Annotated in this window: 12 protein-coding genes and 3 pseudogenes; 11 read left to right on the forward strand and 4 right to left on the reverse strand. The window is 69.4% G+C overall.

From position 1 onward, the window contains the following. Positions 1–15: 15 nt before the first annotated feature. Together ACIBAE_RS27290 and eccCa are read right to left on the reverse strand one after the other, a co-directional pair. The gene (locus ACIBAE_RS27290) at positions 16–402 is read right to left on the reverse strand and encodes a hypothetical protein (protein ID WP_399290372.1); all 387 of its coding nucleotides are present in this window, start codon (positions 400–402) and stop codon (positions 16–18) included. A gap of 407 nt (positions 403–809) precedes the next feature. After that, on the reverse strand, positions 810–4,754 hold the full coding sequence (gene eccCa / locus ACIBAE_RS27295) for a type VII secretion protein EccCa (RefSeq protein ID WP_399290374.1): 3,945 nt from the start codon (positions 4,752–4,754) through the stop codon (positions 810–812). Between the two features lie 228 nt (positions 4,755–4,982). Here eccCa and eccD point away from each other — a divergent pair, with 228 nt between their 5' ends. The 6 genes from eccD to ACIBAE_RS27325 all read left to right on the forward strand — a co-directional run bounded on the left by eccD (position 4,983) and on the right by ACIBAE_RS27325 (position 12,208). Then, positions 4,983–6,443, forward strand: a complete 1,461-nt coding sequence (gene eccD / locus ACIBAE_RS27300) for a type VII secretion integral membrane protein EccD (protein WP_399290377.1) — start codon at positions 4,983–4,985, stop codon at positions 6,441–6,443. A gap of 261 nt (positions 6,444–6,704) precedes the next feature. Then, positions 6,705–6,995, forward strand: a complete 291-nt coding sequence (gene rpsO, locus ACIBAE_RS27305; RefSeq protein WP_399290379.1) for a 30S ribosomal protein S15 — start codon at positions 6,705–6,707, stop codon at positions 6,993–6,995. A gap of 354 nt (positions 6,996–7,349) precedes the next feature. After that, positions 7,350–9,566: a polyribonucleotide nucleotidyltransferase gene (locus tag ACIBAE_RS27310; protein WP_399290381.1), complete on the forward strand. Its 2,217-nt coding sequence runs from the start codon at positions 7,350–7,352 to the stop codon at positions 9,564–9,566. Further along, positions 9,563–10,939 (forward strand): M16 family metallopeptidase, encoded by a 1,377-nt coding sequence (locus ACIBAE_RS27315; protein WP_399290383.1) that lies wholly within the window; start codon positions 9,563–9,565, stop codon positions 10,937–10,939. The genes ACIBAE_RS27310 and ACIBAE_RS27315 overlap by 4 nt, the downstream gene beginning before the upstream one ends. A 50-nt stretch (positions 10,940–10,989) precedes the next feature. After that, positions 10,990–11,742: a 4-hydroxy-tetrahydrodipicolinate reductase gene (gene dapB, locus ACIBAE_RS27320; RefSeq protein WP_399290385.1), complete on the forward strand. Its 753-nt coding sequence runs from the start codon at positions 10,990–10,992 to the stop codon at positions 11,740–11,742. Positions 11,743–11,755: 13 nt separating this feature from the next. Continuing rightward, positions 11,756–12,208 (forward strand): hypothetical protein, encoded by a 453-nt coding sequence (locus ACIBAE_RS27325; RefSeq protein ID WP_399290387.1) that lies wholly within the window; start codon positions 11,756–11,758, stop codon positions 12,206–12,208. An 83-nt stretch (positions 12,209–12,291) separates the two neighbouring features. On the opposite strand, the gene ACIBAE_RS27330 is transcribed toward ACIBAE_RS27325, so the two are convergent. Both ACIBAE_RS27330 and ACIBAE_RS27335 read right to left on the reverse strand, forming a co-directional pair. After that, positions 12,292–12,840: a hypothetical protein gene (locus ACIBAE_RS27330; RefSeq protein ID WP_399290389.1), complete on the reverse strand. Its 549-nt coding sequence runs from the start codon at positions 12,838–12,840 to the stop codon at positions 12,292–12,294. Positions 12,841–12,933: 93 nt separating this feature from the next. After that, positions 12,934–13,173, reverse strand: a complete 240-nt coding sequence (locus ACIBAE_RS27335; RefSeq protein ID WP_399290391.1) for a hypothetical protein — start codon at positions 13,171–13,173, stop codon at positions 12,934–12,936. 203 nt (positions 13,174–13,376) lie between these two features. On the opposite strand from ACIBAE_RS27335, the pseudogene ACIBAE_RS27340 reads away from it, so the two are divergent. The 5 genes and pseudogenes from ACIBAE_RS27340 to ACIBAE_RS27360 all read left to right on the forward strand — a co-directional run. Further along, a pseudogene (locus ACIBAE_RS27340) lies at positions 13,377–13,664 on the forward strand (FAD-dependent thymidylate synthase); the annotation flags it as partial. Further along, positions 13,644–14,570 (forward strand): annotated as a pseudogene (locus ACIBAE_RS27345) (HNH endonuclease); the annotation flags it as partial. The pseudogenes ACIBAE_RS27340 and ACIBAE_RS27345, both read left to right, overlap by 21 nt. Positions 14,571–14,573: 3 nt before the next feature. After that, positions 14,574–15,023, forward strand: a pseudogene (thyX, locus tag ACIBAE_RS27350) (FAD-dependent thymidylate synthase); the annotation flags it as partial. Positions 15,024–15,229: 206 nt separating this feature from the next. Then, positions 15,230–16,129 carry a 4-hydroxy-tetrahydrodipicolinate synthase gene (gene dapA / locus ACIBAE_RS27355; protein WP_399290393.1) on the forward strand — a complete coding sequence of 300 codons (900 nt, stop codon included), beginning with the start codon at positions 15,230–15,232 and terminating at the stop codon, positions 16,127–16,129. Positions 16,130–16,292: 163 nt separating this feature from the next. Continuing rightward, complete coding sequence (locus ACIBAE_RS27360) at positions 16,293–17,978, forward strand: ribonuclease J (RefSeq protein ID WP_399290395.1); 1,686 nt, start codon at positions 16,293–16,295, stop codon at positions 17,976–17,978. Positions 17,979–18,324: the final 346 nt, after the last annotated feature.

Consider the following 18,324-nt stretch of genomic DNA (forward strand, 5'->3'; position numbering starts at 1 on the left):
CCGCGACGGCGTCGACTACGTGCCACCGAGGAACCGGCTCCGGCCCTCGTCCGTACGGACGTCGGACTCGCGGTCCTTCATCAGCACCTCCGTGGATTCCTCGTTCGCCTCGTGCCGGGCGCCCATCTCCGTCAGCGCCGCACCCATCCCGCCGAGCCGGTCCGCCAGGCTGCCCATCGACTCCCGCATGCCGTCGCGAAAACCTTCGTAGACGACGCCGAACTTCTCCCCGAGGTCGTCATCGCCCCACGGCGGGGTCCCCGAGCCCTCCAGCGCGGACAGGCCGGTGCTGAGCCGGGTCAGCGCGTTTCCGAATTCCTGCCCGATCGTGGAGAAATTGGCGCCTTCGGCCCTGAGGACCGGAGTCTCCACCTCGAACTGCCCACTCGCCGACACAGGCACCGTCTCCCCTCATCGACATCTCCGTAGATCCCAGCAGCCTAGTGCCGTTCCCGGCAGGGTTCGCCCTGTCGGCCAGACATCGCCCGTCGCGGCAGTAGGCATCGGTGGCCGGATCCGCGCGCGGATGCGCCGAGAACTTCGAGCCCGGCATGGAGTACACCCGGCCCGAACCGACCGCGCCCTGGTGGGACCGGGCGGAGGCGGCGCTCGCCGCGCACCAGGGCGACGGCGCCGGGATGGCGCCCGTGGCGGCCCTCGTCCTCGACCGGTGCCGCTCCGGCAGCCGCACGAGGCGCGAGCGCGGCGCCCGCCCCGTGACGGGGCGGGCGCCGGCGCGTAGTGCGCCGGTGGACGGCGCCGTACGAGGCCGGCGGGCGGCGCCGTACGAGGCCGTCAGTGCCGCGACATCAGTGCCGCGCCGGCAGCCAGCCTGTCTGGACCATCTGCCCGCCACGCCGCCGGGTATGGAACGTGCCGCGCCCCGGAGGCAGTTGGGTCGGTGCCACATTGCCGAGCAACTGGCCCTCCGACTTGTCACCCGAGAGCACGATGCCCTGCGCGCCCAGCTCGCGCATCCGCTGCATCACCGGCTCGTACAGCGACCGGCTGGCGCCGCCCGAGGCGCGGGCGACGATGACACGCAGGCCCACGTCGCGGGCGAAGGGCAGGTACTCCAGCAGGGGTGCGAGCGGATTCTGGCCGCTGGCCACCAGGTCGTAGTCGTCGACGATGACGAACGCGTCCGGACTGCTGTACCAACTCCGGTTACGCAGCTGCTCGGGCGTGACATCCGGGCCCGGCATCCGGCGCTGGAGCGAACCGGCCAGCCCCGCGATCGTCTCCGTGAGCGCAGGCGACGACGCGCAGTAACGCGACAGGTGCGACTCCGGGATGCCCTCCAGGTGCGCGCGCCGGTAGTCACCCATGACGATCTTCGCCTGCTCCGGGGTGTACCGCTCGCAGATCTGCTTGACGAGCATCCGCAGCACCGCGGACTTGCCCGACTCGCTCTCGCCGAAGACGATGAAGTGCGGGTCCGACTCGAAGTCGACGTAGACCGGCGCGAGCGCCGACTCGTCGATACCGAAGGCGATGCCCCGCTCCGGATGCTCGAAGCCCTTCGGCAGCCGGTCCGCCTCCAGCAGCGTCGGCAGCAGCCGTACGACCGGGGCGGGCGCGCCCTGCCAGCTCTCGTTGACCGCCCGGATGAACGAAGCCGTCGCGTCCGACAGGTCCTCCGTCTCGAAGGAGCCGTCGATGCGCGGCAGCGCCGCCATGAAGTGCAGCTTGTCCGAGGTCAGGCCGCGACCGGCGACACCCGCCGGGACGTTCTGCGCCACCTTCCGGTCGACCTCGGACTCGGTCGGATCGCCGAGCCGCAGCTCGATGCGGTTCTGCAGCATGTCCTTGAGCGCGGGACGCACTTCCGTGTAGCGGCTCGCGGTCAGGACCACATGGACACCGAAGCCCAGACCGCGCATGGCGATATCGGTGATGGCCGGTTCGAGCTGCTCGTAGTCGGTCTTGAAGGTGGCCCAGCCGTCGACGATCAGGAAGACATCGCCCCAGATCTGGTCGGGCAGCTGTCCCGAGGCCCGGCGCTGCCGGTACGTCGTGACCGAGTCCACGTTGTTCGCGCGGAAATACTCCTCGCGTGCGTTGAGGATGCCGGCGACCTCGCTGACCGTACGGCGCACCTTCTCCCCGTCGAGGCGGTTGGCGACCCCGCCGACATGCGCCAGGTCCTCCATCGCGATCAGACCGCCGCCACCGAAGTCCAGGCAGTAGAACTGCACTTCACCCGGCGTGTGGGTCAGCGCGAACGACGAGACGAGAGAGCGCAGCAGCGTCGACTTGCCGGACCGGGGCCCGCCGACGAACAGCCCGTGGCCCGCGCCGCCCGCGAAGTCCCGGTACAGCACGTCACGCCGCTGCTCGAACGGCTTGTCCACCAGGCCGACGGGAACGGTGAGCCGGCCCAGCGCGGTGTAGTCGGGCGCGGTCAGACCGCGGTCGGGCGACACCGCCAGCGCGGGCAGCAGCTGGTCCAGCGACGGCGCCTCCTCCAGCGGCGGCAGCCAGACCTGGTGAGCGGGCGGCCCCTGGTTGGCCATCCTCCCCACCAGGACGTCGAGGACGGTCTCGGCCAGCGCGTCGTCGATCCGCGCGGCGGGCTCGGGCTCCTCCACCACCGGCTGGGGCGGCAGCTCCACATGCCCCGCGGTGAACAGAGCGGGCCGCAGCTGCGTGGAGCGCTGCGCCCGCGCCGGGCCCTCCCCGTGATAGGCGCCGGAGACGTAGGCGGCCTTGAACCGGACCATGGTGTCGGTGTCGTACCGCAGATAGCCGGAGCCCGGGATCGACGGCAGGTGGTACGCGTCCGGCACACCGATCGCCGTACGCGACTCGGCGGCGGAGAAGGTACGCAGACCGATCCGGTACGAGAGGTACGTGTCGAGGCCGCGCAGCTTGCCCTCCTCCAGGCGCTGCGAGGCGAGCAGCAGATGCACACCCAGCGACCGGCCGATCCGGCCGATCTGGATGAACATGTCGATGAAGTCGGGCTTGGCGGTGAGGAGTTCGGAGAATTCGTCGAGCACCATCACCAGCGAGGGCAGCGGCTCCAGCGGCGCCCCCGCGGCCCGCGCCTTCTCGTAGTCGTGAATGTTGGCGTAATTGCCCGCCGAGCGCAGCAGCTCCTGGCGGCGCTGCGTCTCACCGGTGATCGAGTCCCGCATACGGTCGATGAGTGTGAGGTCGTCGGCCAGGTTGGTGATGACCGCCGCCGTGTGCGGCATGTCCGCCATACCGGCGAAGGTCGCACCGCCCTTGAAGTCCGCGAGGATGAAGTTCAGCGTCTCCGACGAGTGCGTCACCGCGAGGCCGAGCACCAGCGTACGCAGCACCTCCGACTTGCCGGAGCCGGTGGCGCCGACGCACAGACCGTGTGGGCCCATGCCCTCCTGCGAGGCCTCCTTGAGGTCGAGCATGACCGGCTCGCCGTTCTCACCGACACCGATCGGTACGCGCAGCCGCTCGTGCAGGGTGCGCGGACGCCAGGTCCGGGAGACGTCGACCGAACCCGCGTCGCCGATGCCCATCAGGTCGGTGAAGTCCAGGTTGGACAGCAGGGGTTCACCCTCCTCGGCCGTACCGACCCGGAAGGGGGAGAGCTGCCGCGCCAGGGACTCGGCCTGGGCCAGACTCAGCACATCCGGCGTGCCCGTGTAGGCCGACTCACGGCCCACGTACAGCTGAAGCCGGTCCGGCCGCAGGTAGGCGGTCAGATTGCCGCGCAGCTCGTCCTCCAGCTCGCCGGGAGCGATCTCCAGGAAGGTGACCCCCTGGAGCCCCTCGGAGCTGGCGAGTTCGGAGTCCGGCGGCACCGTGCCCCCGTCCAGCAGGACGAGCAGGTGCGGCTGGTCGTAGACCGGAGTGGCCTCGCGGTTCCAGCGGGGCCGGTCGGCGAGCTGATCGGCCAGCGCGTCCTCCAGCTCGCCGAGGTCGTCGAAGAGGAGCCGGGCCGAGCCCGCGCCGTCCTTCGCCTTCGGATGCTGACTGTGCGGCAGCCACTTGATCCAGTCCCACTCCGCGGCCGAGGCGGGGTGCGAGACCACGGCGACCACGAGGTCCTCGGGGGAGTGCAGCGTCGCGAGCTGCGCGACGAGCGAGCGGGCGTTCCCGTACACCGTGTCGCTGTCACCGCACAGCGCCACGTGGTAGAAGGCGCGCAGCGAGACGGAGACGGGAAGGTCCGACACCCTGCCGTGCGCGTCGAGGAACGCCTTCATCGCCGCCGCCGTCAGCGGCTCCAGCTCCTCCTTGGGCGCGGTCTGCGGCGCGACGAGCGGAGTGCTCAGCTGCTGACTGCCGAGCCCGACCCGTACGGAGGCGAAGTCCGCGTCCATCGGGCGCCGTTCCCACAGCCGTTTCCCGTCGGCCGCCACCGCCCACAGCTGGTCGGAGTCCGGGTGCTGGTAGACCTGCGCGTGGTATTGCAGCTCCGCGGTCCTGTGGATGTCCTTGCGGATCTGTTCGAGATAGCGGAAGTAGTCCCGCCGCTCCTGACCCATCGCGGAACCCCCGCCGCGCCGGGACCGGACGAGCTGGGCGACCGCCATCGCGACCGTGGAGACGGCCATGAGGGAGCCGACGACCTTCATGTAGGCCGGAGCACCCGGCATGAAGAAGAAGGCCACCGAGCCGAACATGCCGAGCAGCGGCAGCAGATTCATCCAGACGCTGTCCTCGCCCTCCCGTGGAATCTCGGGCGGCGATTCGAGTTTGATCTCGCCGTCCGGCACAGCAGGCGGCTGGATCCGCGGCTGCCGTTTGATGATGACGACGCTCACCGATGCACTCATCCTTCGCGATTGTTACGTCTCTGCCCGACGCCCCCGTGTGCGGCGACGGCTTCCCGTCAGCGTCCGCCGATCCTACTGACACACGGGCAACTGGCGAGAGGGAGGAGGGAAGTTGTGGCCGGGCGGCGCGCCCGGGGCCGCCGCAGAACGATATGGTGGCGCACCGCGTCGCAATGGCGACGCCTCGCAGTCTTGCCGAACAGGGGGAAGAACCAGGTGAGCACGGGCACATCGACCGGCTTCTGCCGGGTCACCGTCGCAGCGCCGGACAGCCGGATCGATGTGGCGCTGCCGGAAGACCTGCCGATCCAGGACATCTATCCGGAGATCATCCGGCTCTCGGGCCTGGCCCAGGCCGACGGCAGCCTCGCCGGCTATCACCTGGTACGGGGTGACGGCGCCGTGCTCGACGCGAGCCGTTCTCTCGTCGAACACCGGGTCAGGGACGGTGAAGTGCTGCTCCTGCGCCCCTTCGCCGACTCGCTGCCCCCGGCCGTGCACGACGACGTCGTCGACGCCATCGCCACCGCCGTCAAACAGGACAACCGCGGCTGGAACGACAACCTGATGCGCGTCGCGGGACTCGTCTCCGGCGTCCTGCTGCTGACGATGCTCGGCTTCGTCCTCTGGTTCGCCGACCCGCTCCGCCACGACATGCACGGCTTCCAGGGCATCCTGGCCGGCGTGGCGGCCGTCGCCCTGACCGCGCTGGCCGGCGTACGGGCCCGGGTGTACGAAGACCGCGCCTCGGCCGTCGCCCTGGGTATCGCGGCCCTGCCCCACGCCCTCATCGCCGGCTCCGGGCTGCTGCCCCAGGACGCCGCCGAAGGCCCGGGCCGCCTCCAGTTCCTGGTCGGCTGCGTCTGCGTCCTGATCGTCTCCGTCGTCCTGATCATGCTGCTGCCGCAGGGAGACGCGCCCTTCGTCGCCGCCGCACTGGCCGCCGTGATCGGCACGCTCGCCGCGTTCTGCGCCGTACTGACCGAACTCCAGCCCCGCGGAATCGCCGCGGGCACCGCGGTCGTCGCCCTGGCCGTCGTCGGCTTCCTGCCCGCCTGGTCCTCCCGCTTCGCCAAACTGCCCATCGGCTTCCGCTCGCCGGAGGACCTGGCCCGCGCCCGCCGCGAAGGCACGGCCGAAGGCGGCCTGGAAGCCGTCGACATCCAGCGCATCGTCGCCCAGACGAGCCGCGGCCACGAACTGCTCCTCGGCCTGGTCGGCGGCTGCGCCATGGTGGTGGTCGGCGCCGGCGGCGCGGTGCTCGGCTTCAGCGAGAACGGCTGGGCCCAGCTGCTCGCCCTGGCCACCGGCCTCGCCGCGATGCTGCGCGCCCGGCTCTTCCGCTACACGGCCCAGGTCACCTGCCTGCTGGTGGCCGGCGTCAGCACGCTGAGCCTGCTGGTGCTGGGACTGGCTATCTCGCCCCCGTCCGGCATCATCAGGGACCTGGCGCTCGGCCAGCACGCCGCGGTGGACGTACGGACCCTCTGGCTCGGCGCGGCGGTCGCGGCCGGCGCCCTGCTGCTGATCGCCATCGGCCTCATCGTGCCGGACAGGGGACTCTCGCCCTTCTGGGGCCGCATGCTGGACATCGCGGACTCGGTGGTCCTGCTCTCCCTCATCCCGCTGTGCCTGGCCGTGCTCGACGTCTACGGCAAGGTGCGAGGCGGCATCTGACCTGGCGGAACGTGCTACCGCACGGGTGGCGGGGCGTATCGCGGGACGGGGGGAAGCCCCGTGCCGGAACCTGTCACGGACCCCGTGGCAGGGCGCACCGGACCATCCTGGTACGCTGTGTAACGGCCGTTTGTGTACGTGATCCCGGAGCCTGAGGTTCCCCGATCAGCGCGCAGCGGATCCCGCCTCCCGAGTAACGGAAGCTCCCCAGAGTATTCGACCTGGGGCACTCGGTGGCCTGATGACTCACGAGGAGTACGCGTGTCGCTCGACGCCGCTACGAAGAAGCAGATCATGACCGAGTTCGGCACCAAGGAAGGTGACACCGGCTCCCCCGAGGTCCAGGTCGCCATGCTGTCGCGCCGGATCGCGGACCTGACCGAGCACCTCAAGCTCCACAAGCACGACCACCACTCCCGTCGTGGTCTGCTGATCCTGGTCGGCCAGCGTCGCCGCCTGCTGCAGTACCTGGCCAAGAAGGACATCCAGCGCTTCCGTGCGCTGGTCGACCGCCTGGGCATCCGCCGCGGTGCGGCCGGCGGCGCCAAGTAAGACGCCGTGAAGGGAGCGGTTCCCACCACCCGGGAATCGCTCCCTTTGCCGTATGTACGGAGCAGGGCACGCACGGAGCAGGGCCCGTCGCGCCCCGCCGGGGCAGGCCGAGCGCCCCGCCCGGGACGGCCGGAATGTCATCCCGTGGTGAAGCTCAGTAATCTGGACCACGAGCACAACTGAAGAGGAGGAGCGACCTCCGCCGCCGCCGGTCCTCGGTAGTGGCTCCCGGAATGGCGCGGCCCACGCCGCCGCCCCGGGTGCTTCGATCGAAGACCGGCCCGCACCAAGGAGCGCTTCTCCGCCACGTCCCCTGCCACACGGGCACCGGACGAAGACGAGGAGAAAACACTAGTGGAGAACGAGACCCACTACGCCGAAGCCGTTATCGACAACGGAACCTTCGGCACCCGCACCATCCGCTTCGAGACGGGCCGGCTGGCCCGTCAGGCCGCCGGCTCCGCCGTGGCCTACCTGGACGACGACACCATGGTGCTGTCGGCCACCACCGCCTCCAAGAAGCCCAAGGACCAGCTCGACTTCTTCCCCCTCACGGTGGACGTCGAGGAGCGCCAGTACGCGGCCGGCAAGATCCCCGGCTCGTTCTTCCGCCGCGAGGGCCGCCCCTCCGAGGACGCGATCCTCACCTGCCGCCTGATCGACCGCCCGCTGCGCCCCTCCTTCCGCAAGGGCCTGCGCAACGAGATCCAGGTCGTCGAGACGATCATGGCGCTCAACCCCGACCACCTGTACGACGTGGTCGCGATCAACGCCGCCTCCTGCTCCACGATGCTGGCGGGCCTGCCCTTCTCCGGTCCCATCGGCGGCACCCGTGTCGCGCTGATCAAGGGCCAGTGGGTCGCCTTCCCGACGCACACCGAGCTTGAGGACGCCGTCTTCGACATGGTCGTCGCGGGCCGCGTCCTGGACGACGGCGACGTCGCGATCATGATGGTCGAGGCCGAGGCCACCGACAAGACGATCCAGCTCGTCAAGGACGGCGCCGAGGCTCCCACCGAGGAGATCGTCGCCGCCGGTCTGGAAGCCGCGAAGCCCTTCATCAAGGCGCTCTGCAAGGCACAGTCGGACCTCGCGTCCAAGGCCGCCAAGCCCACCGGCGAGTTCCCGATCTACCTCGACTACGAGGACGACGTCCTGGAGGCCCTCACCTCCGCCGTCCGTTCCGAGCTGGCCAAGGCGCTCACCATCGCCGGCAAGCAGGAGCGCGAGGCCGAACTGGACCGCGTCAAGGTCCTCGCCGGCGAGAAGCTGCTCCCGCAGTTCGAGGGCCGCGAGAAGGAGATCTCCGCCGCGTACCGCTCGCTGACCAAGACCCTGGTCCGTGAGCGCGTCATCAAGGACAAGGTCCGTATCGACGGCCGTGGCGTCACGGACATCCGTACGCTCGCCGCCGAGGTCGAGGCCATCCCGCGCGTGCACGGCTCCGCCCTGTTCGAGCGTGGCGAGACCCAGATCCTGGGCGTCACCACCCTCAACATGCTCCGCATGGAGCAGCAGCTGGACACCCTCTCCCCGGTGACCCGCAAGCGCTACATGCACAACTACAACTTCCCGCCGTACTCCACCGGTGAGACCGGCCGCGTCGGTTCGCCGAAGCGCCGCGAGATCGGCCACGGCGCCCTGGCCGAGCGCGCGCTCGTGCCGGTGCTGCCGACGCGCGAGGAGTTCCCCTACGCGATCCGCCAGGTCTCCGAGGCGCTGAGCTCCAACGGCTCGACGTCCATGGGCTCGGTCTGCGCCTCCACCATGTCGCTGCTGAACGCCGGTGTGCCGCTCAAGGCCCCCGTCGCCGGTATCGCCATGGGCCTGATCTCCCAGGAGATCGAGGGCGAGACCCACTACGTCACCCTCACCGACATCCTCGGTGCGGAGGACGCCTTCGGTGACATGGACTTCAAGGTCGCCGGTACGAAGACCTTCGTCACCGCGCTCCAGCTCGACACCAAGCTCGACGGCATCCCCGCCTCGGTCCTGGCCGCCGCGCTGAAGCAGGCCCGCGACGCCCGCCTCCACATCCTCGATGTGATGAACGAGGCCATCGACGTCCCGGACGAGATGTCCCCGAACGCCCCGCGGATCATCACCGTCAAGATCCCGGTGGACAAGATCGGTGAGGTCATCGGCCCCAAGGGCAAGATGATCAACCAGATCCAGGAGGACACCGGCGCCGACATCACGATCGAGGACGACGGCACCATCTACATCGGTGCCGCCGACGGACCGGCCGCCGAGGCCGCCCGCGCCACGATCAACGCCATCGCCAACCCGACCATGCCGGAGGTCGGCGAGCGCTACCTGGGTACGGTCGTCAAGACCACCACCTTCGGTGCGTTCGTGTCGCTGCTCCCGGGCAAGGACGGTCTGCTGCACATCTCGCAGATCCGCAAGCTCGCCGGTGGCAAGCGCGTGGAGAACGTCGAGGACGTGCTCGGCATCGGCCAGAAGGTCCAGGTCGAGATCGCCGAGATCGACCAGCGCGGCAAGCTCTCCCTCATCCCCGTCATCGAGGGTGAAGAGGGCGACGAGGACAAGGACGACGCTGCCTCGTGACGCGTAGTTCCAGGACGACGGCCCGCCCCTCCTCGGAGGCGCGGGCCGTCGCCCGTACCCAAACACTGCTCAAGGGTGAGAACGGGATCGGCACGGTCCGCCGTACGACCCTCCCCGGCGGCCTGCGCGTCGTCACCGAAACCCTGCCGTCGGTACGCTCCGCGACCTTCGGCATCTGGGTCCAGGTCGGCTCCCGCGACGAGACGCCCGCCCTCAACGGCGCCACCCACTACCTGGAACACCTCCTCTTCAAGGGCACGAGCAAGCGCAGCGCCCTCGACATCTCCTCCGCCATCGACGCGGTCGGCGGCGAGATGAACGCCTTCACGGCGAAGGAGTACACCTGCTACTACGCGCGGGTGCTCGACACCGATCTGCCGCTGGCCATCGATGTCGTCTGCGACATGCTGACCGGCTCCCTCATCGAGGCCGCGGACGTCGACGCCGAGCGCGGCGTCATCCTCGAAGAGATCGCCATGACCGACGACGACCCCGGCGACGGCGTGCACGACCTCTTCGCCGAGACGATGTTCGGCGACAGCCCCCTCGGCCGCCCGGTCCTCGGCACCGTCGACACCATCAACGCCCTGGACCGCGACCGGATCGCCCGCTTCTACAAGAAGCACTACGACCCGACGCGACTCGTCGTCGCCGCCGCCGGCAACGTCGACCACGCCACGGTGGTACGCCAGGTCCGCCGCGCCTTCGAGAAGGCCGGGGCCCTGTCCCGTACGGACGCGGTGCCCGTCGCGCCCCGCGAAGGCAGCCGCACCCTGCGCACCGCCGGCCGGGTCAATCTGCTGAACCGCAAGACCGAGCAGGCCCATGTCGTCCTCGGTATGCCGGGCCTCGCCCGTACCGACGAGCGCCGCTGGGCCCTCGGCGTGCTGAACACCGCCCTCGGCGGCGGCATGAGCTCCCGCCTCTTCCAGGAGGTACGGGAGAAGCGCGGCCTCGCGTACAGCGTCTACTCGTACACCTCGGGCTTCGCCGACACCGGACTCTTCGGGGTCTACGCCGGCTGCCGCCCCAGTCAGGTCCACGACGTCCTCCAGATCTGCCGCGACGAGCTCGACCGCGCCGCGTCCGAGGGCATCAGCGACGAGGAGATCGGCCGCGCCATCGGCCAGCTCTCCGGCTCCACCGTCCTCGGCCTGGAGGACACCGGCGCGCTGATGAACCGGATCGGCAAGAGCGAGCTGTGCTGGGGCACCCAGATGTCCGTGGACGACATGCTGGCGCGGATAGCCGCGGTCACCCCCGACGACGTACGCGCGGTCGCCCGCGACGTACTGGGTCAACGTCCCTCGCTGTCCGTGATCGGACCGCTCAAGGACAAGCAGGCGGCCCGCCTCGACACCGCGGTCGCCTGACCGCGCCGTCAGGCCGGCCGGCACCCCCGATCCCTGAAGGAAACAGAGCAATGAGCAAGCTGCGCGTGGCCGTTCTCGGCGCCCGGGGCCGTATCGGCTCCGAAGCGGTACGGGCGGTCGAGGCCGCCGACGACCTCGAACTCGTCGCGGCCCTCGGCCGGGGCGACAAGCTGGAGACCCTCGTGGAGGCCGGCGCCCAGGTCGCGGTGGAACTGACCACCCCGGCCTCGGTGATGGGCAACCTCGACTTCTGCGTACGCCACGGCATCCACGCGGTGGTCGGCACCACCGGCTGGACCGATGAACGCCTCGCACAGCTCGACACCTCGCTCGCCGCCTCCCCGGACACGGGGGTGCTGATCGCACCAAACTTCTCCATCGGCGCGGTCCTCACCATGACGTTCTCGCAGGCCGCGGCGCGCTACTTCGAGTCGGTCGAGATCATCGAGCTGCACCACCCCGGCAAGGCCGACGCCCCCTCCGGAACGGCCACCCGCACCGCCCAGTTGATCGCCGCCGCCCGTGCCGAAGCGGGCAGCGCCCCGCAGCCCGACGCCACGGTCACGGCCCTGGACGGCGCACGCGGTGCCGACGTCGACGGCGTGCCGGTGCACTCCGTACGGCTCCGGGGCCTCCTCGCGCACCAGGAAGTCATCCTCGGCGGCGAGGGGGAGACCCTCACCGTCCGCCACGACTCCCTGCACCACAGCAGCTTCATGCCGGGCATCCTGCTCGGCGTGCGCCGCGTGGTCTCCACCCCGGGCCTCACCTTCGGCCTGGAACACTTCCTCGACCTGAGCTGACGAGCTGACTCACATGCGTGCAAAGATCACTTACTGCGTCACGGCCGCCGTCCTGGTCGTCTACTTCGTCCTGGTCGGCAGCCGGGGTGTGCTGCTGATCCAGCACGGCACGGCGCTCACCGTCACCTTCGGTGTGGCGGTGCTGATCCTGCCGGTCATCGGCGTCTGGTTCCTCTGGAAGAACACCCAGTTCGTCCAGCGCGCCAACCGCCTCGCCGCGGAACTGGACGCCGAGGGCGGCCTGCCCGTCGACGAGCTGGTCCGCACCGCCGGCGGCCGGATCGACCGGGACTCCGCGGACGCCGTCTTCGCCGAGCGCCGCGCCGAGACGGAGGACACCCCCGACGACTGGCGCTGCTGGTTCCGTCTGGCCGTGGCCTATCACGACGCCCGGGACACCCCGCGCGCCCGCAAGGCGATGCAGCGGGCGATCGCTCTCCACGGCGGCCGGCCCGTACAGGCCTGACGGCACGGACAAGGCACCAGAACGGAACGGAGCGGGGCCCGGCCACAGATGTGGCCGGGCCCCGCTCCGTTCCGCCGGAAACGTCAGGCGCGGCTGTACTCCTCGCCCCACGCCTCCATGGTGTCCGCGGCCCGGTCGAAGGCCTCAGAACGGGAAAGGAAGTCCGCGTTGTGGTCGGTGAGCAGCGCGAGCTTCTCACCCTTACGGCGCTCCAGGAGCAGCGCCTGGCCCTGCACGGTGCGCGGCAGCCCGAGCCACCGCACCGGCTGCTGGACCGTACGGACCGCGGTGGTCCTCTCCCACGGCACGGTGACGGTCCTGAACAGACCCACCCGCCGGACACCGTGCCGGCTCACCCAGGTACCGGCACGCAGAATCCGCAGCGCGACGGCGATCGCCACCGCGGCGACGGCCAGGCAGCCGGTGGCACCGGGGAGATCGCCCGCGGCGGCGATGATCACCGTCGCGAGCAGGACGAACGAGGCCAGCAGCAGAAGCAGCGCGGCCGCCGCCACCCGCCACGGGCCAGGGCGGTACGGACGCCGCCAATGATCATGATCGTTGAACGGCAGCGCGACATCCTCGCTGGTCGCGTCAAAAGCCCGGTCGGCCGTCAGGAAGGGCAGGGGCACGACTGATCCTCACTCACAAGCACGCTCGAATTGCTGTGCCCGGTGAGGCTACCGATGACGCCCGGTCCGGACCACCCGAGGGGGCCGGACGAGTCAGCGGCCCTGAGCGGCCTCGGACTGCTGGCCCTGGCCCGCCGTCCGATCCGTCCTCATCGACGGCAGTCCCAGCAGCAGCCCGCCCGCGAGCCCCGCTGTCACGACCAGGCCGATCAGCGTGCGGCCGGCGAGCTGAGACCTGCTGGCGCGCTGCCTCGGAGGGGGAGTGACATTACTGCGGAAGCTGTCGGCCTCGGCGACGAATGCGAACGGGACGGCCTCACGCCGGCGGAACATCGGGTGTTCTCCTCGCGGTCTTGTGTCGGTAAGCGGCTGGTCCGGCAGCCGCTACCCGGTCAGACGAACACCAGCGCCATTCGGTGCCCTATTTTGCCGAATTGGCCGAAGAAGGACGACGGCGGCCGCCCTGTCCGGCGTTGTCGGTGCCGCGCCGTAGAGTGGGCGCCGCCCGAGCGATGCGACTGGAAGGACCCCCGCCGGTGAGCGACACCCCCGCCGAGACCAAGCCGAGCTTCCGCAGCGATGTCACCGTCGACCTGGTGAAGCACGCCGCCGGCGACTCCGACGTGCTGTGGGCCGCGCGCGTCTCCACCGCAGGTGAGCAGTCCCTGGAGGAGCTCTCGAAGGATCCCGAGCGCTCCAAGGGGCTCATCAATTACCTGATGCGGGACCGCCACGGAAGCCCCTTCGAGCACAACTCGATGACCTTCTTCATCAGCGCCCCGATCTTCGTCTTCCGCGAATTCATGCGCCACCGGGTCGGCTGGTGCATCGCGGGGGACACCGAGATCACGCTGGAGAGCGAAGCCGGGAATCTCCGTCGCCGGACGATCGCGGACCTGTACAAGCACTGGCATCTGGGTGTGGAGGACCAGCTCCCGCACTCGGCCGGGGGCGTCACCTGGCACAGCGGGTCGGGCACCTGGACGGCGCGGGTGCGCCACGGCGACAGGGACGACTACCTGGGTCGCTACGGGAGCAGGGAGGCGGCGGAATCCGCCGTCGTCGAATTCAGGGAACGGCATCCGGGCGCGCGCCTGCCGAAGCTGGAATCGGTACGCCGCCAGCACGTCCGCTGCTATGACGAGGAGAACCTGACCGCCCGGCGGGCGCGAATCGTCGACGTCATCGAGTCGGGCGTCAAGCCGCTCATCAAGATCACCACGGCGGACGGCCGGTTCCTCCGGTCCACGGTGGACCATGCCGTACTGACCCCGGACGGCTGGCGCAAGGCCGGTGAGCTGGCCGTGGGGGACGCGGTGATGGCCGACGCCGCCGCTCCCCGGCCCACCCAGGGACTCGTTCCCCCGAGCCTGCGTCGCGGTATCGGTGTGTGGACATCGACGCGGCACGAGCGCCTGATCAAGGAAGTGGACTCCTGTCACCTGTGCGGAGGGAGCTTCCCCCGTGGTGAGCTCGCTCTCGACCACGTGATCCCCGTCGCGGACGACCTCACGCGCGCACTCGACGAAGACAATCTCGCCCCGGCGTGCGAACCGTGCCACGCGCGGAAGAGCACGGAGGAGGAGGCGCTCGCGCGGCGCGACGGCAAGGTCGCCGTGGCGAGGCCGGACAGTATCGTCTCCATCGCCGACGACGGCGAGGAGATGACGTACGACCTCTCCGTCGAGGGCCCGTGGCACAACTTCCTGGCCAACGGCATCGTCGTGCACAACTCCTACAACGAGGAATCCGGCCGCTACCGCGAGCTGCTGCCGGTCTTCTACGTTCCCGGGGAGGAGCGCAAGCTCGTCCAGCAGGGCCGGCCCGGTAAGTATGAGTTCGTGCCCGGGAGCGCGGCTCAGCAGGAGATCGTGGAACGGTCCATGGAGCAGTCGTACGTGCAGGCGTACGAGGCCTACCAGGAGATGCTGGCGGCGGGTGTCGCCCGTGAGGTGGCCCGCGCGGTGTTGCCCGTCGGGCTGTTCTCGTCGATGTACGCCACGTGCAACGCGCGCTCGCTGATGCACTTCCTCGGCCTGCGCACCCAGCACGAGCTGGCGAAAACCCCTTCCTTCCCCCAGCGGGAGATCGAGATGGTCGGGGAGCGGATGGAGGAGCACTGGGCGGAGCTCATGCCGCTCACCCACGCCGCCTTCAACGCCAATGGCCGGGTCGCCCCGTGAGCCTCGGAGGCCTTGCGGCGCCTGGGCGGGGTACAGGTGTACGGTCAACCGAGGGAAGTGTCCGTATTGCGGCGTTTCGAGAAGTTCATCTAGGCTGATGAAACGGACCCGGCACTGCTTGAACCCCCGAGCAGGCAGTGCCGGGCTCCTCTTGTCCCGTCCCCCAAAGGGACACGGCGAGCTGAGCAGCGAGTAGCGTGTTACCCATGGCTCCGATCTCCACTCCGCAGACCCCCTTCGGGCGGGTCCTCACCGCCATGGTCACGCCCTTCACGGCGGACGGCGCACTCGATCTCGACGGTGCCCAGCGACTCGCCGTCCACCTCGTGGACGCGGGCAACGACGGCCTGATCCTGAACGGCACCACCGGTGAGTCGCCGACCACCAGCGACGCGGAGAAAGACCAGCTCGTACGGGCTGTCCTGGAGGCTGTCGGAGACCGGGCCCACATCGTGGCCGGTATCGGCACCAACGACACCCGGCACAGCATCGAGCTCGCGCTCGCGGCGGAACGCGCCGGAGCGCACGGCCTGCTCGCTGTGACGCCGTACTACAACAAGCCGCCGCAAGAGGGTCTCTTCCGGCACTTCTCCGCCATCGCCGACTCCACCGGCCTGCCCGTGATGCTGTACGACATCCCCGGCCGCAGCGGTGTCCCCATCGACACCGAGACGATCGTCCGGCTCGCCCAGCACCCGCGCATCGTCGCCAACAAGGACGCCAAGGGCGACCTCGGCCGTGCCAGCTGGGCCATCGCCCGGTCCGGCCTCGCCTGGTACTCCGGCGATGACATGCTCAACCTCCCGCTGCTCTCGGTCGGCGCGGTCGGCTTCGTCTCCGTCGTCGGCCACGTGGTCACCCCGGAGCTGCGTGAGCTTCTCGACGCCCACCTCACCGGTGACGTCCAGAAGGCCACCGAGATCCACCAGAAGCTGCTCCCGGTCTTCACCGGCATGTTCCGCACCCAGGGCGTCATCACCACCAAGGCCGCGCTCACCCTGCGGAACCTGCCGGCCGGCCCGCTGCGCCTCCCGCTCGTCGAGCTGTCCGCCCAGGAAACGGCCCAGCTCAAGATCGATCTCGCGGCCGGCGGGGTACAGCTCTAACTACGGACTTCACAACTGAATACGCGAGACATCAACGAAGTCAGAGGAACACCGAGCAGTCGCTCGCACGGACAACCAGCAAGTGCAGAGAACAGCAAGTGCACGAATGTCACGCGCGCCACGTGCCTCAGCGGTACGTGGCGTGTGTGGTGAGGAGAGTCTTTTGAGTCATCCGCATCCCGAACTCGGCGCCCCGCCGAAGCTTCCCAAGAACGGTCTGCGCGTCACACCGCTCGGCGGTCTGGGCGAGATCGGCCGCAATATGACGGTCTTCGAATACAACGGCCGTCTGCTCATCGTCGACTGCGGCGTCCTCTTCCCCGAGGAGGAACAGCCCGGTATCGACCTGATCCTGCCGGACTTCACCACCATCCGGGACCGCCTCGACGACATCGACGGCATCGTGCTCACGCACGGCCACGAGGACCACATCGGCGGCGTCCCGTACCTCCTCCGGCTGAAGCCGGACATCCCGCTGATCGGCTCCAAGCTGACCCTCGCGCTGATCGAGGCGAAGCTGCAGGAGCACCGCATCCGCCCGTACACCCTTGAGGTCACCGAGGGCCACCGCGAGCGCATCGGCCCGTTCGACTGCGAATTCGTCGCGGTGAACCACTCCATCCCGGACGCGCTGGCCGTCGCCATCCGCACCCCCGCGGGCATGGTGGTGCACACCGGCGACTTCAAGATGGACCAGCTCCCGCTGGACCGCAGGCTCACCGACCTGCCGACCTTCGCGAAGCTCGGCGAGGAGGGCATCGACCTGCTGCTCGCGGACTCCACCAACGCGGAGGTCCCGGGCTTCGTCCCGCCCGAGCGGGACATCTCCAACGTCCTGCGGCAGGTTTTCGGCAGTGCCCAGAAGCGGATCATCGTGGCCAGCTTCGCCAGCCACGTCCACCGCATCCAGCAGATCCTCGACACCGCCCACGAATACGGCCGCAGGGTCGCCTTCGTCGGCCGCTCGATGGTCCGCAACATGGGTATCGCGCGTGACCTGGGATACCTCAAGGTCCCGGCGGGTCTGGTCGTCGACGTCAAGACGCTCGACGACCTTCCGGACCACGAGGTCGTCCTGGTCTGCACCGGTTCCCAGGGTGAGCCGATGGCCGCTCTCTCGCGCATGGCCAACCGCGATCACCAGATCCGCATCGTCCAGGGCGACACGGTGATCCTCGCGTCGTCCCTGATCCCGGGCAACGAGAACTCGGTCTACCGGGTGATCAACGGGCTGACCAGATGGGGCGCGAACGTCGTCCACAAGGGCAACGCCAAGGTCCATGTGTCGGGCCACGCCTCGGCCGGCGAGCTCCTGTACTTCTACAACATCTGCAAGCCCAAGAACCTGATGCCGGTGCACGGCGAATGGCGCCATCTGCGTGCCAACGCCGAACTGGGCGCGCTGACGGGGGTCCCGAAGGACCACATCGTCATCGCGGAGGACGGTGTGGTCGTCGACCTCGTCGACGGAAGAGCCAGAATCGTCGGCAAGGTCCAGGCCGGTTACGTGTACGTCGACGGCCTCTCGGTCGGCGATGTCACCGAGACCCACCTCAAGGACCGCCGCATCCTGGGCGACGAGGGCATCATCTCGGTCTTCGTGGTGGTCGACTCCACCACGGGCAAGGTCGTCGGCGGCCCGCACTTCCAGGCCCGCGGCTCCGGCATCGAGGACTCGGCCTTCGCCGCGGTGCTTTCGAAGGTCGATGAGGCCATCGCCAGGGCCGCGTCGGACGGCGTCGCGGAACCGCACCAGCTTCAGCAACTGGTGCGCCGTACCGTCGGCAAGTGGGTCTCGGACACGTACCGCCGGCGCCCGATGATCCTCCCCGTCGTCGTCGAGGTCTGACGCGTCTGACGGAACGTCTGGAGCGGGGGGGCGTCGATTTGCATAGACGCCCCCCGCTCCAGTAGGTTTACGGCTCCACCTCAGCGGGAAGCCCGGGTTGTTTGTATGCCTGGGTGCTCCTGGATCGGGTGGGAAACCGGCTCAGATAACTCTGATAAAGTCGGAACCGCCGGAAAGGGAAACGCGAAAGCGAGAACCTGGAAAGCGCCGAGGAAGTCGGAAGCGAAAAGCATCTGATAGAGTCGGGAATGCGAAGTACAGAACAAAATGAAACACCGAAGGGAAGCGCCCGGAGGGCCCCGGTGAAACGGGACCGAAGGAAGCGTCCGTTCCTTGAGAACTCAAC

This window comes from Streptomyces sp. NPDC051569, assembly GCF_044454085.1.
Classification (GTDB): domain Bacteria; phylum Actinomycetota; class Actinomycetes; order Streptomycetales; family Streptomycetaceae; genus Streptomyces.

Bases quoted from the DNA above. Each gene is read 5' to 3' on its own strand.
- dapB (WP_399290385.1), top strand. From the start codon at position 10,990: ATGAGCAAGCTGCGCGTGGCCGTTCTCGGCGCCCGGGGCCGTATCGGC.
- ACIBAE_RS27325 (WP_399290387.1), top strand. From the start codon at position 11,756: ATGCGTGCAAAGATCACTTACTGCGTCACGGCCGCCGTCCTGGTCGTC.
- ACIBAE_RS27335 (WP_399290391.1), bottom strand. From the start codon at position 13,173: ATGTTCCGCCGGCGTGAGGCCGTCCCGTTCGCATTCGTCGCCGAGGCC.
- dapA (WP_399290393.1), top strand. From the start codon at position 15,230: ATGGCTCCGATCTCCACTCCGCAGACCCCCTTCGGGCGGGTCCTCACC.